General features: G+C 59.1%; 15 protein-coding genes. 3 read left to right on the forward strand and 12 right to left on the reverse strand.

Annotated elements, in window-relative coordinates; genetic code table 11:
• Nucleotides 1–60: 60 nt before the first annotated feature.
• Nucleotides 61–441 (reverse strand): helix-turn-helix domain-containing protein, encoded by a 381-nt coding sequence (locus HYT87_03065; GenBank protein MBI2058726.1) that lies wholly within the window; start codon nucleotides 439–441, stop codon nucleotides 61–63.
• 270 nt (nucleotides 442–711) lie between these two features.
• On the opposite strand from HYT87_03065, the gene HYT87_03070 reads away from it, so the two are divergent.
• Nucleotides 712–1,029, forward strand: a complete 318-nt coding sequence (locus HYT87_03070) for an RNA-binding protein (GenBank protein MBI2058727.1) — start codon at nucleotides 712–714, stop codon at nucleotides 1,027–1,029.
• Nucleotides 1,030–1,071: 42 nt separating this feature from the next.
• Complete coding sequence (locus HYT87_03075) at nucleotides 1,072–1,269, forward strand: hypothetical protein (GenBank protein MBI2058728.1); 198 nt, start codon at nucleotides 1,072–1,074, stop codon at nucleotides 1,267–1,269.
• 68 nt (nucleotides 1,270–1,337) lie between these two features.
• On the opposite strand, the gene HYT87_03080 is transcribed toward HYT87_03075, so the two are convergent.
• The 3 genes from HYT87_03080 to HYT87_03090 form a co-directional block, all read right to left on the reverse strand.
• On the reverse strand, nucleotides 1,338–2,192 hold the full coding sequence (locus tag HYT87_03080; protein MBI2058729.1) for a MaoC family dehydratase N-terminal domain-containing protein: 855 nt from the start codon (nucleotides 2,190–2,192) through the stop codon (nucleotides 1,338–1,340).
• 329 nt (nucleotides 2,193–2,521) lie between these two features.
• Complete coding sequence (locus HYT87_03085) at nucleotides 2,522–5,095, reverse strand: hypothetical protein (GenBank protein ID MBI2058730.1); 2,574 nt, start codon at nucleotides 5,093–5,095, stop codon at nucleotides 2,522–2,524.
• On the reverse strand, nucleotides 5,092–5,835 hold the full coding sequence (locus HYT87_03090) for an LON peptidase substrate-binding domain-containing protein (GenBank protein ID MBI2058731.1): 744 nt from the start codon (nucleotides 5,833–5,835) through the stop codon (nucleotides 5,092–5,094). Before HYT87_03090 ends, HYT87_03085 begins: the two co-directional genes overlap by 4 nt.
• Before the next feature lie 283 nt (nucleotides 5,836–6,118).
• Between HYT87_03090 and HYT87_03095 the strand changes: the two genes are divergently transcribed.
• A complete protein-coding gene (locus tag HYT87_03095) occupies nucleotides 6,119–6,286 on the forward strand; it encodes a hypothetical protein (protein ID MBI2058732.1) in 168 nt (55 codons plus the stop codon).
• Between the two features lie 44 nt (nucleotides 6,287–6,330).
• On the opposite strand, the gene HYT87_03100 is transcribed toward HYT87_03095, so the two are convergent.
• From HYT87_03100 to pilM, 8 genes are all read right to left on the reverse strand, one after another.
• Nucleotides 6,331–6,609, reverse strand: a complete 279-nt coding sequence (locus tag HYT87_03100; GenBank protein ID MBI2058733.1) for a CopG family transcriptional regulator — start codon at nucleotides 6,607–6,609, stop codon at nucleotides 6,331–6,333.
• Nucleotides 6,584–6,928, reverse strand: coding sequence for a BrnT family toxin (locus tag HYT87_03105; GenBank protein MBI2058734.1), 345 nt, complete (start codon nucleotides 6,926–6,928; stop codon nucleotides 6,584–6,586). The genes HYT87_03100 and HYT87_03105 overlap by 26 nt, the downstream gene beginning before the upstream one ends.
• Entirely contained in the window at nucleotides 6,825–7,487 is a 663-nt protein-coding gene (locus HYT87_03110; GenBank protein ID MBI2058735.1) for a hypothetical protein, read from the reverse strand. The genes HYT87_03105 and HYT87_03110 overlap by 104 nt, the downstream gene beginning before the upstream one ends.
• A complete protein-coding gene (locus HYT87_03115) occupies nucleotides 7,484–8,491 on the reverse strand; it encodes a site-specific DNA-methyltransferase (protein MBI2058736.1) in 1,008 nt (335 codons plus the stop codon). Before HYT87_03115 ends, HYT87_03110 begins: the two co-directional genes overlap by 4 nt.
• A gap of 114 nt (nucleotides 8,492–8,605) precedes the next feature.
• Nucleotides 8,606–9,496, reverse strand: a complete 891-nt coding sequence (locus HYT87_03120; protein ID MBI2058737.1) for a restriction endonuclease — start codon at nucleotides 9,494–9,496, stop codon at nucleotides 8,606–8,608.
• Between the two features lie 236 nt (nucleotides 9,497–9,732).
• Nucleotides 9,733–10,581 carry a type II secretion system protein GspN gene (gene gspN, locus HYT87_03125; protein MBI2058738.1) on the reverse strand — a complete coding sequence of 283 codons (849 nt, stop codon included), beginning with the start codon at nucleotides 10,579–10,581 and terminating at the stop codon, nucleotides 9,733–9,735.
• 27 nt (nucleotides 10,582–10,608) lie between these two features.
• Nucleotides 10,609–11,133 carry a hypothetical protein gene (locus tag HYT87_03130; GenBank protein MBI2058739.1) on the reverse strand — a complete coding sequence of 175 codons (525 nt, stop codon included), beginning with the start codon at nucleotides 11,131–11,133 and terminating at the stop codon, nucleotides 10,609–10,611.
• A gap of 70 nt (nucleotides 11,134–11,203) precedes the next feature.
• Nucleotides 11,204–12,709, reverse strand: coding sequence for a pilus assembly protein PilM (gene pilM / locus HYT87_03135; protein MBI2058740.1), 1,506 nt, complete (start codon nucleotides 12,707–12,709; stop codon nucleotides 11,204–11,206).
• Nucleotides 12,710–12,842: the final 133 nt, after the last annotated feature.

The raw sequence follows: 12,842 nt of genomic DNA on the forward strand, positions 1-12,842 counted from the left end.
TCTCGCTCGGATGGGAAGGTATCTTCAGACACCGCTCAAGCGATTCGTAGGGGAGCATCTTCAGATGCTCCCTCTTGTCGGGAGGGTCTGAAGACCCTCCCCTACTTGCTCCCTCTTGTCGGGAAGGTCTGAAGACCCTCCCCTACGCTCCTCCCGCGTCCAGTGGGCGTCGTTGCGGCGGAAGATCCCGTGCCGGTCCATGTAAATCGACAGCGGAATGCCCTTCTGGGTGAGGACCTGCCGCAGGATCCGGCGCACGGTCACGCGCGAAAGCTTCACCCCCTCCCGATCCACCTTCCGCCTTAACCGCCTCACCTGACGCTCCGACAACCCCAGCAACTCCGCCGCCTTCTTCACCGTCTCACGCCCTTCCAACATCAACCGAACCACGTGCAACCGTTGCCACTGCCTCTGACTCAACCGAATCTCTCCTTCGTCCATAAGATAATCTCCTTTCCAAAGATCATCTCGGACACGAAGAAAGAGGACAGAATCACTGAACAGTTACAGGAGGACATTTTCACTGAACTACCACAGGATCAAAAGCAAGCTTGACTCAAAGGCGGCAGTATGCGAAGGTGCGCCCCATCGAGCAAGGGCATACTTCAACTCAATGCCTGGTGGCATCCGGCGAATCTCTTCCACGCACAGGAGCCAAATCAACATTCGGAAGGGAGCGACTCCGGCTAATCAGGGGGAAATGAGGTAATCATGGGAACAAAATTGTATGTTGGTGGACTGTCCTATTCGACGACCACCGAAGAACTTCAGGGCGCGTTTTCGCGAGTGGGCCAGGTGCAATCGGCCACGATCATTACGGACAAGATGACCGGACGATCCCGAGGATTTGGCTTTGTGGAGATGAGCACGCAGGAGGAAGCGAATGCGGCCATTTCTCAGCTCAATGGTCAGACGTTGGGTGATCGCACGATCACGGTGAACGAAGCACGCCCGCAGGCTCCCCGCTCAGGCGGTGGAGGCGATTTCAGGGGCGGCAACCGCGGAGGTCGCTCGGGCCAACGATGGTAGGCTCAACCTCGTTGAGCCTGGCCGGGCCTATAAACGAGGCCCATGCCCGATAGCGGAGGGAAGAGGGCGCGCGAAGCGCGCAAGCGGGAGAAGAAACGGATCAAGGAGGAGCGGAAGCGCCTGCGGAAAGCCGGTTTGCTTCAGCCTGGGTCATCCACCTCGTATCTGCCGGACGACGAAGGATCGGCGCCGGCGGAGGACTCCCCCGAGCCGGAGAAGAAAGAGACTACCGAAACCTGAGCCGCTCCTCCTTGGAGCGGCTCCTTTTCAGTTGATCGACCGCGTGAGGCGGTATGCGAAAAGCGAACTCAGTTCGCGGACTCGACGAGACCGTTCTTGAGGACGAGATCTCCTGCGCGGTTCTTTGTCTCGAATCCCAGGATGGTCATCTTGTCGTTCTTCTCCACGATCCATGCTTCCGTTGAGAGGGTCTCCTTGGGCAGAACAATCTTCGCGAACCGGACGGCGATTCGCTTCACCTTTCGGGGGTCGGAGTCGAGCTGCTTATCGATGATCCCTTTGGAAGCAAGGCCCAATGTGCACATGCCGTGGATGATGATTCCCGGCAGTCCCGCCATCTTGGCGACGTTGTCGTCCACGTGAATCGGGTTCCGGTCGCCTGAACCTTCGGCGTATCGGATCGACTGGTCTTTGGCCACTTCCATCACGACCGTGAAGAGGGGTTTCTTGTTGGAAGCCTCCGGGGCCGGTTCATCTTTCTTGCCTCCGCCGCCCTTGCCACCGCCGCGGATGAAGTAGCCGCCTTTGGCGACCTGCACGACGGCGCCGGACTTGTCCTTGGTCGTGGATTCGACGGTGATGAGTTCTCCGGAGCCCTTGTCTTCGATGTTGAGGATCTTTGCGCCGGTCTTGAGTTCGTCGCCGGGCTTGAGGAGTCGATGGAACGTCATGTCCTGCTCACCGTGAACGAGCATCATGATGTTCGCGTTGAGATCGGGATCGAACAGCGGGCCGGCCGATGCGGGAAGTGAGGGTACGATGCCGAAGAGCGGAGGACCGATGAGTCCGCCGTCTTTCGACTCGTCCCAAAAGAAGGGCGACGTTTCGTTGATGCCGAGACAGTATTTCTGGATTCCTTCTTTCGTGACGGCGTAGCCGATTTCGGGGTAGGTTCGGCCGATGCAGGCCTTGTTCATTCCCATTGGAGTCCTCCTTCGCGTAAGTAGCCGGGATTCGCCTCGTCCCTTCCGCTTCGCTCCACGGGCGAGGAGTGGAAGGTCCATCGGGCTCTGGCCTCGGCTCCGATGCGTTCGCGGGCGGAACGACCACCCGCTTGGGTAGGGTTACACAGTATGACGCGCCGTGTCAATGCGAAGCCGGGTTCGCCGGCGGTGGGCCTGCCGGCCCGTTTTGGTAGCCGCAGCCTTCGGGCTGCTTACATGACGCGGGCTGAAGCCCCATGCCACGGAGGGTATGGGACCATGATATGTCGCCGCACCACGGATGGTGCGGCATGGACCATGGCCCGCGCCTACCGAATGATGAGCGTCAGCAGGTGCCGGTCCATTCTGAGGGTGTAGTCGTCCGTGAGATCCGGGAGGCGTTTCCCCGGCTCCTCCATTGCGTCCGATTCGTAGACTTGTTTGAGTCCGAATTCGCGCAGGGCGGATTTCATCTTGACATTCACCGGCGTGTCGAGCGGATTGAAGAGCCGCAGAACGAGCGAGTCGTCAATCTCGGATCGCTTGAACACCATCAGCTCCGCGCCCTCGAGGTCGATAAAGCTTTTGCTTGCCGGTAAGGTGCCTTCGTGCGCGTCGGTGGGGACGGAAATCAGGGGCTGGTGGAGGTCGAATGCTTGACGGTATGCCTCCGCCGCGTCGATGGCGCCATCGTGCGGGATGATCCAGAATGATACCTCGTGTGGATCGGGATCGGTGCCGATCGCGCCGAGGACTTGGCATTTCTCCAGCGAGGCGTTTCGCGTGATCATCATTTCGACGTCGGCGTTTTCGCCCACGTGCCACCCTTGGCTCGCGAGGCTGACGAACAACATTCCCTTCCCCGTCGGGTCGGAGACATCCAGCCATTCCAACACGGGCCAGAACGTCGGATCGTAGTGACGCTTGAGCGGTCGGGCCGTCCACGCATACGGCGTGGCGGTGACGAGTTGCGGATGGCCCAACCTCGTTTCGACCCGTGCGGTAATCGTTGAATCCTTTGGTGCCGAGGCTGTCAGCTTCTGGAGGAGTCCGGGTTGTCCCGCGTAGCTCCATTCTTCCTGACGGACTTCCGAGCCTTCCAAATCCAATCGAGTGATCGTGACAGTTGCGAGCGGTTCGCTTGCAACTACCTCAGCGGATTCGCTTCCAGGGCGGGCAAGTGCGACACGCTCAAAGCGGCACCCGTCCATCTCGTGCCCCAGTCGCCACATCCCGCCATCATCCAGGTATGAAATGATATCGACTTCTTGCTTGCTTGGACTCATGGCCGCGAAGCGCGGAGTCGCGCGAGACGTACTCGCCGGTCCACCTTGCCTGGCCAAAACCCTGAACCCCATCGGAGGAACCTCGTTCGCCGCGAATAGTGTTCCTTGCCCATCCGTAGATTCACCAGCATTCACGACTTCACTTCTTGAGCGTGAGAGGGAATTCCAGACGACAAAGGGATCAGCGCCTTCGTCCGTTGTTTGGGAACGCGCGGTCAGGCTTCGGAGTGCACTGTCCATGACGGATTGCCCCCGGAGGATGACGTCTCGAAGGATGGGAAGTTGCTCTTCCTTGTAGACCTTGTCCGGGCTGGTGCCGGGGAGGTAGTCGTGATGGTTGCTCCAGGCGAGTTTTTCCCAGAGTTCGCGGAGCTCGGCCTTGGGATAGCCCGCGGGGTCGAAGAGCGATTCCAGTGTGGCGAATTTTTCGGCCTGCATGAGGAGGTAGCTCGCTTCGCGGTGGAGTTTTTTCAGTTCGACTCGCGAGCCGAAGAAGCCCATCCAGTACGGCGCGATATCCACTTCCAGCTCTGGGACGCGCTTGCCCTGAAACTCCACCAGTCGAGCGAACTCCTCGAAAGTGGCGGCCAACGCCCACACTCCCGTTTCCGAATATTTCGTCGCGTTCCAGTTGTCCATGTATTCCACCAGTCGCGGTTTCGGCAGCGCGAAGTCGCAGCCGATGGGGACGAACATGTAGTCGGTGGGACTGACATCCGCGAGTTGGGAGACGTACATGGCGATCTTGGCGTTGGTGGATTCGGCATCCGGTTTGAACGGGCCTAGATGGCCCCCCGGTAGCTGGAACGGTTCGTCGTAATCGATGTTGTCTCCTTGACAGTATGTATAGGGCATCCAGTGGGTCAAGATCCGCGTGCCATCGGCACCCTTCCACCAGAAGTCGATGGCCTTCTCGTTGAACAGCTTCTCGGCCGTGGAGCCCGGGCGAGGTGTGTATTTCATATTTGGCATGATGAAGTTGTCGATGCCGTCCGCTCGCGAGAGCGCCGCGTATTTGTAGCCTGCGGCCGTGAGCAGACTAGGCAGGCCGGTTCCGAGGCCAAAATCGTCGGGCAGCCACGCCGTGGCCGAGCCGACTCCGAATTCCTCCATGGTGAACCGGCGGCCGAGCATGAAGTCTCGCAGCAGGGCTTCGCCCGTGGGCAGCACCACGTCCGGACTCGTAATCCCTCCGCCCACAATACGAAATCGTCCGGATTTTGTGTGCCGTTTCAGCCGCTCGCGATCTTCGGGATGTTTTTCAAGGTGGTGCTTTAGGAATGCCATTTCGGCCATGGAATAGAAGTAGCGCGGGTTTTCATCGAGAATGTCGAGGGAGCTCCGGATAATTTTCTCAACGTACCGGTCGTAGTACTCCGGGAATGTCAGTTGCCAGTCCAGATCCATGTGCGCGTTCTGCCCGAACACGATCACGCGCTTTGCCTTCGCAGGGATTCCCAGCTTCTCCCTCAGATCGTGCTCCGAGTTGGCCCCGATGACGGTTACCTCATACTTCTTTTCGCAGCCGAGCAGGAGAAAAAGCAGGGCGGTTGCAATGGCGATCTCCCCTCCGATGCGCCGGGGCCGGAAGAAGCGGGTCGCCTTCTTCGGAATCAATTCAGGCTGGATGGGGATGTGGTGGGTGGAGAGGATGGGGAGGATTTGGACATGGATTCAATGCGGCTGACCATGATCCGGGTGACCTGTTCGCACCGCAGGGCCACGTCGTCCAGTTCGAGGAGGCTCTGCTTCGTGGCCGGTTCGATGTTGAGGAGGAAACACGCCCAATTCGTGACGACCTCCATCGGCATGGACTCGGTTGTCGACATCATTTGGTCGACCTGCTCTTGAGGCTGCCCTTGCAGGCTCAGAAGCGTGCGCGCGGTTTCCGTGAGCGTACGCCGAAGCCGCAGGGCGAAGTCCGGAGATTCCGGGAGGTGATCGAGAAGGACTCGGATGGGCGCCTCCTGGTAGGAGCGATCATGAGTTGTGCTTCCGAATTCGACTTTCTGAACCCCGAGCAGAACGATGTTGTATCGATCCTCCGCTTGCTCCTCCCAGGCGACGATCCGCCCGAGGCATCCGATGGAGCAGAACTCGGGGGGGTCGCCCCCTTCGCTGCCCTCCTCGGCGCTTCGGGTACGGCCAGCCGTCCTAGCGCCGCGATACTGCGGTTCCCATCCCGGTTTCAGGAGGGCCATGGCGATGTGGCGCGAACCCGAAAGGGAATTGTTGATCATTTCGAGGTAGCGCGGCTCGAAGATGTGGAGCGGCATTCGAGTATGCGGGAAGAGCACCACGTTCGGCAGCGGAAAGACTGGGACGGTGGTCGGAAGATGCCTGGGTGCAGCGTCCATCGTGATCATTGTCACAGTTCCGTGGGGCCAATACAACATTGCACCGCGCACCTGGGGGACACACACTGCCCGTTATGGGGAATATTCAACGTGACGCCGCTCACACAATTCAGAACGCGCCGCGATTTCGGGCAGAGATCAATAACCTTTGACGCAACATTCCTGGCACGGGTCCTGCTTCATCTTTGGCGGGTTCTACCGATGAAAGGAGTATGGAATGGAATGGTGCTTCACTAGAGTCAGGGCCGCAGGGAGCCCTGAGTTTGCCGAAGGGGGGAACCCGATGAGTTGGAAACGAGCCGTATTGAACATCGATGGCGGGGCCGTGGAGGACCCCAGGGGCGTGATCGGATTCGTGAAGGACGTCCGATCCCACTGGGGATTCTATTTGATCTCTTCCGCCTTCACCGCGGCCGTCTGCACGATGGCCGTGAAACTCCTGGCGAGCTAAAGCTCACCCCTATCGAGGCAAATCCTCGATCGTGCGTGTGCCCCTCACTCGCGTGGGCCTCCGCGTCGGCTCGATGAATCTGCCGGCGTATGTTCTTGATAGAGTGCGGCGTACCGATCCACCAACATGCGAATCATTTTCTGGTAGTGGGTTCGGTGCTTCCGCGCCTGCTGTTTGAAGAACTGAACGCTTCTCTTGCTGAGCCCCATCGTAACCTTCACGCTCTCCTCCCTGTAGGCGAGATCCCTGGGTTCCGGCAGGAAGTCCGCGACCAAGCGGGGGCTTCCCATCGGTTCGTCAGTGTATCGGGTTTTGCTTTTCATAGATCCTCTTTCCCTTTCTCCAATACCCCGCTCCGAGAATCCGGATAACTTCCTTTCGGTATGTGAATCGAACGGTCAGGATGCCGCCCCCGATTCGTCCCAAGCAGAAATACCGGTGCTCTTTGCCCGCACCGTGGCGCATATCTTCCGCGACAACGCTCCGGTTCAGCGGCGGGCCGCGCAGCGGACCGTCCGCTGCAACCGGTTGTTGGGCGTCATTCGTCGGATTTCCTCGACCAGAACTCACGGACCTGCTCGAAGCGAGATACCCGTTCGCCAATCTTCGCGATCTCTTTAGGGTAGAACTCCAACATGACATCGCAAAACTCCAACATCCAACGCTTCCGCGGGTACCCCGGATTCACGGTCACACGATTCGAGTTGGCGATCTGAATCTGGCCCCAGCCGAGGGCCCCGATCGTCAGGCAATCCCATCCAAGGAATTCGATGGGCACGAATGTGACATGGGTGACCTTTGCCTTCACGCCCTCGACGCTGTAGCTGACGAGAAGAACCGTGAAGAAGTTGCTGTCGTCCTCGTAGAAACGCGCCAACCGTTCCACGGAAGTAAGGTTCGGCATGTTGAACTTCGTGTCGGTCCTGTGCGTCTTGACGTCGACGATGTAGTACAGTCCTTCGCGATCCTTGAACGCAAGGTCAGCCATTGCCCGGCGAGCGAAGTTCGGGGAGTACTCGCCACAGTGCTCGCCAAGAATGTTCTCGAAGGATGCCGCTACGACGTTTTCGATGGCATCTCCCACAGCCCTGGGGCTCTGGGCGGTGTTCTTCGATAGGAAATCTGGACTGCCATTGATCAAATCTCGGACCCGGGCCTGGATCAACACGTAGTCATTGCTATGAAAGAGCCGGCTCATCATGACTGATCCTCGATTAGGAAAGACTGCGCGGTCGTGTTGGATCTCGGCGTTGAGTTCTTCGTGTCCTGGAACGCGAGAGAATTACGTTCCCAGAAGTAGCCACCGGAGTAGCCCTGAATCGAAGGCTCGTGATGAGAAAGCTCCAACCGCTTCTCGGCAAGCAGGCAGTAGATTTCCTCCTGCTCAATGCCGATGAATTGTCGACCGAGTTTTTTCGCTACCACTGACGTGGTGCCGGAACCCAAGAAAGGATCGAGCACACAGTCTCCGGGCTTTGAGCTGGCGAGCAGAAGCTTGGCGAACAGTTTCTCCGGTTTCTGAGTCGGGTGCTCCGTGTTCTCTGGCATGGACCAGAAGGGAACTGAGATATCAGTCCATAGGTTTGAAGGGTGGGTCACTCGGAAACCGCCGTTGGCTTCCTCGTTCCAGTCCTTCGGCTTTCCGTCTACGTCACGATAGGGCGCAATCACCCGGCGCTTTTGCTTCACGGCCTCTACGTTAAAGGAGTACTGGTCGCTGAGAACACAAAACCAAATGTCCTCGGAGCAGTTCTTCCAGTTACGTAAGGCGCCGCGGCCTTTCTCACGTTCCCACGTGATCCGGTTCTGCACAAGAAAGTACCGTTCAAGAGCACGTTGGACGACTCCAGAGGATCGCCATTCGCTGCACACATACACTGAGGCCGAAGGCTTTAAGAGTTCGACAGCCAGCGAGAGCCAAGAGTGTAGCCACTCTTCGTATGCCGCGAGGGGCTGTCTCTTGAATGTGGAGCTTCTGAATTCCTTGGTTAGGTTGTAGGGCGGATCAACGATCAGCAAGTCCACGGACTTCTTGGGCAATAGGGGCAGGACCAACAATGAGTCGCCGAGGATCGTTCGCCCGGCGCATTCCGACAAAGTCACTGGCTGATTGACAGAAAGCAGTCGCCTACGCAGGCGTTCGGCGTCTTGCTCAGAGAGTGCCAGCGTCCTGTTCCGTGGTGCTCGCAATGCTGGTTCTCTCATGCCTTCCTCTGCAAGCAATGCCGCTTCATGACGACCAACGTTTGCGCTGACCCGCGGTCGCTATAGATTCCTCAATGGCGCCCGTCGGGTCAAGCGCCTTGTTCGCCGGCAACATCACTTCTTGAAGTCCTCGAAAAAGGATTCGTCGATAACGAAAGCAGCCCGGGGCTTGAGGCCGAGCTCAAGCTTTTCGAACATATCGAGTAGCTTCTCGCCATCTACAAGCTCTATCGGAGGGACACCATCTCGCACAGCTTCTTGACGAGCGTCGGCCGTGAAAGTTCCTGTCGTAAGAATGATGCCCTTGTCAGCACGGCCGGCCATGGCTCCTCTGAAATCACGCACCTGTCCAGGCGTGACTGTGCCACTATACTTCTTACACTGGAAGAGAACGCGGAAGCTGACGAAGGGATTGACTTCAAGAACGCCATTCCCATCAATTCCCCCGTCACCAGATCGCCCGGTAACCGTTACATGCTGGAATCCCGACTCTCGAAGTAGCCGCTGACACAGTCTTTCAAAACCAGCAGAGGGGAGCGCTCTTATCAGCAGCAACAGACCTTCACGGTGGCCATGGCCCCGCGCCGCTACCGCAGACTCCGGCAATGACTCTTCAAGAAGCTGTTCTGTTCCATCCGTCCTTGGTTTTGCTTTCCACTCGGCAGTGAACAACTTGTGCAACTCCCTAAAGAGCTGCAAGGCCGCCGCATGAGACAGAGTGGTTGCGCGCCCCTTCTCTGTCAGGCTCCATACACCTCGTTTCGACGACTCGTCCAGCAAGCGAGCTCGGGTTAGGTAGAACCGAGCCCATGCCACTTGATTCGCAAACCGAGATTGGCCACTCTCCATCTGTTCGCCCTGCTCCTTCTCCGAGATGCTAAGAAGCGAGACAGTCTTGTTTCGGACCTCTTCCGGACTACCCGAGCCGCCAAGTTCTTTCAATGCTTCAAGGACGGGACCGAAATATCGTACAAAGCGCGGCCCTTTCCCTTCGTTTTTACTCATTTCATGCCCCCTTGGCGGTCGTCCTGGTCCGGTAAACCACTGACTAGGTAACCATCTTACCCTGATATTCCAGCCATCTGGCGGTCTCCTGGCGGTTTTGGACGATACCCGTAACTGACGCGGCCAAGGGCCATTTGGGAGATACGGTATGCCTCCGCTCACCCAAGGTCAACAGCCCCCTCATCTCTTGATGGGGAGGATGGTGGTGGGGGGGGGGCTGAACGGATACGCGAGAATTACAATTCCGGGATGGGGAAGCCGAGGGTGCCGCCGAGGGCGAGGCGGTAGTAGCCTTCGCCGTCCACACGCAATTTGCCGCTGACGAGCGGAGTGAGTTTGGCGACTAGATCGCCCATGGGCTTGAAGAAGATTTCGGCATGAAGCGGGCTGCTTGAGAGAGGGGCTTGGAGAACGACGGTGCCGTCGGCTCGGGCGGCGAGATCGCGGCCTTGAAGAAAAGCCTCCCGCAGGATCGCTTGGGACTTGTCGAAGCCGATCTGGAGATCCAGCCGGCCGAGTTCGCCGGACGGAATCTGGACGACGAAAAGGTCGAGATTGTCCAATCGGATTTTCTCCCCATGGAGCTGAATGAAGCCGTCCAGCGACAACGATGTGGCGGTGTCGACGGTGACTTCGGCTTCGCCGGAGAGAGAGCCCTTGATTTTCCGGGCTACCAACGCCGGCAAAGGGAGTTGTGTCGGATCGAGCGATGCCCATTTCGCCTTCACGCCGGTCTTCTTGCCTTTCCATCGATAGGAACCGCTCAGCGATCCGCCGAAGCCGCGAACGCGGAATGATACTCCAGGCTCCAGCTTGAAGATCGTCCACGACGGAGTCAGGACGACCCGGTCCATGAAGATCGTGGGCAGGCTGGGAGGAATGGCGAGCGATACTCCGCGCGCGCTCAACCCAATCGGGAGCGCAAGGTTCAGCGTTTCGAAATCGATGAGGACCCGGCCGGCCGGATCGACTTTGGCGAGAATCTTCTGCGCGATTTTCTCATAGGGGAAGAGGAGCGCAATGAAGATGAGCGTCATGGCACTCCCGTATAGAATGTACGGCCAACGGGGATGATCTTTTTTCATGGAAAACGACTCAAGCGGCTTTGGGGCTCAGCCGCCGCGCGGGGAGAGCGAGTAGACGCGTACCACGGCGTCCAGCAGCTCGGGCTTGTCCGATCGCTTGCGAATTTGAAGCCGGTCCGTTCGAATGGATCGTTCCCTGAACCCTTCCACGTTGACGAGGTAGTTGCTCAGTTGCTTGAGTGTAAGGCGCTCCAATTTCACCTCCACGTACTCCAGGGGCAGCTCCGCGGCAGGCGGGCTGGATGAGGGAATCATGCTGAGGACCTGGTCCTGGGCGATTTCGCTCTGCCGGGTCAGCCCGTCCATCGCCGCAACGAGGGAAGGTGCCACTCCCGTGGAGATGCCTTGCGCCTGGGCGGACTGCTTGAGTTTTTCGTAGCGACTCTTCAGCCGCTCGAACTCCTCGAGGTCCGTTTGGGCAGTGGCCGAGGGTCCCCGCATTTCCCCAATTTTCTTGGAGATACCAGGAAGGAGGAAAAAGAGGAACGTCATGAGAAACATTCCGCCGCCCACGATGGCCAGGAACTTTTCTCGCTTCGAAAGCGCCCTCACCCCATCACCCCTCTCCGGAATTCAGGATTTGAGATTTGAGATTTCAGCTCTTGTGGGAAGGGGTGGGAAATCATCGCGCGGCTCCCCCGATCTTGGCGTGGGCCAGTTCGAATGACACGCTGAACTGAACCTCCCCGCCCGAAGTCGCGCGAGTCTGGGCGAGCTTTACATTTCGCAGGAGCTTGGAGGTTTGCAGGCCTTGGTAAATGGATTCCGCGCCGGCAAACGAGGACGCCCGCCCTTCAAGCGTGCCGCGGACTTCTTCGATCTTGAGGGCGTAGATGGTGGCGAGGCTCTCCTCGGGAAGCAGGCGGCTGATGTCGGTCAGGATGTCGAGCGCCGAGGGCGTGTTCTGCGCGCCGCGCTGGGCCATTTCGAGTCGGTGTGCGCGGGCTTTCAGATCCTCCACTTCCTTCCCGGCGGGTGTGGAGGCGCCTTCGGGGACCAGTCTCAGATAGTCCGAGCGCATTTGAGATCTAATCTTGCCGGACTGCCGCATGCGCACAATCGCTCCCGTCGCGAAATCGGCGAACACGGCGCCCGCGAGAACGGCGGCCAGAAGGACGGGCCCCTTCCACTCCGCCTGCCAGAACGCGCGCTGTCGTCGGTACTCCAATTCACCCTGACGAAGATTCAGGCGCGAGAGGTCTCTCGAGTCCATTGCGCTCAGGGCGCTCCCAAGCGCGACAAGGGTGCGCTGACGATCCTGCGGCGCCGTGCGGGCCGGACCCCCGGCCGAGGTAGCGGGTGACAGGGGCGGAGCGGCCTCGACCTTCAGACCGAGCTCTTCACGGAGGCGGGAGATGGCCGGGTCGTCCGGAGAGAGATCCCCGCTCATGAAGAATCGTTCTACCGGCATTTGGAATTCGACCTCCGAGTGGGAAAGAACCTGACGCATGTTCCGCACGAGCTGCGCCTCGGGTCCGTGGCCGTTCCGGCTGAGGAACACCGTGTGTCCGACTTTGAGAAGGCCGTTTTCGAAAACTCCTATGGAGGCATAGCCGTCCGCCACATGCAGGACTCCGACCGGTTTCGCGGTGGGTGGACCGGCCAGGACCACCTGGCCGAGCGCCACAAGGCTGCTCTGCACCCGGGTCGGCTCGAGCCCGGCTTCCTTGAGCGTAGTCAGGAGCCCCTTGAGCGCCTCTTTCTTCGAGCCGACGACGAACACCTTTGCCCCCGCGGCTTCGCTGCCGAGGATGGCGAAATCGAAAACCACCTGCTCGATTTCCAAGGGCAGTTGGTCCTCCATCTCGCCGGGGAGCACCGCTTCGAGGCGGCGGCGATCCTTGAATTTTGATTTTACGATGAACGTCTTGTGGAAGACGCGGTTCGACGGCACCGCGAGCACGATTTCGCGAATCTGTTCCGGCGAGACCAGCTTTTTCCGGAGCGCAACGAGCGCCTGCTTTAGAGCGGCCTCCGGGGCGAGGTCGGGTCCGGAAGGGACCGGTTCGACATAGAGCTTCAACCCCTCGGGTTTCCGGGCGTTTCCGGACAGCTCTACGGCCTGGATGGAGAGGCGGCCGATATCAAGCCCCAGGACTCTCTTGGAAAGACCGATGCGGCGGATCATTCGCAGCCATTTTAGCACAGCCTGCCGCACCCCGCCTTCTTTTGCCTCCCATCGTGGTCGGCTTGCGTGGCGGGGTACCGCACCGTCCCTGGCTGGCACTTGCCGTTCAGGCGCCGCCCGTCCTTGAGACGGC

The sequence above is a fragment of the Nitrospirota bacterium genome, from assembly GCA_016180645.1.
In the GTDB taxonomy this organism is placed as follows: domain Bacteria; phylum JACPQY01; class JACPQY01; order JACPQY01; family JACPQY01; genus JACPAV01.